Origin of the sequence: Streptomyces iakyrus (genome assembly GCF_000717055.1) — a bacterium.
Lineage (GTDB): Bacteria > Actinomycetota > Actinomycetes > Streptomycetales > Streptomycetaceae > Streptomyces > Streptomyces iakyrus.
In genome coordinates, this window is sequence record NZ_JNXI01000129.1 from 1 (window position 1) to 335 (window position 335).

Consider the following 335-nt stretch of genomic DNA (forward strand, 5'->3'; position numbering starts at 1 on the left):
CGCCAGCGGCGCGTCGCCGAGCAGCTTGGTCCATTCGGCCTCGGTCAGATAGAGCTTGTCCGGCGGCAGCGGCTTGTAGATCGCGCCGCTGCCCGGATGCTCCAGCGCTTCGCGCCGTGCGTCATAGTAGTCGGCAACCTGGGTGAAGCGCTCGCGCGCGGCGTCCTCGCCCTGCGGCTCGATCGCAATGGTTGCGCCGTCGAGATAATCGAACAGCGTGTCCCTCCGCTCCTGGAACAGCGGCAGCCAATGCTCCATGCCGGGATGGCGCCGCCCCTCGGAGACCGCTTCATAGAGCTGGTCGTCGCGCTCCGGCGCGCCGAACGCCGCGACAT

The 335-nt window shown here is 68.7% G+C and carries 1 protein-coding gene; it reads right to left on the reverse strand.

The window, feature by feature from the left end:
- Positions 1-335 (reverse strand): hypothetical protein (locus OO68_RS49035; protein WP_033314747.1); only part of this gene is annotated, 335 nt, incomplete at both ends.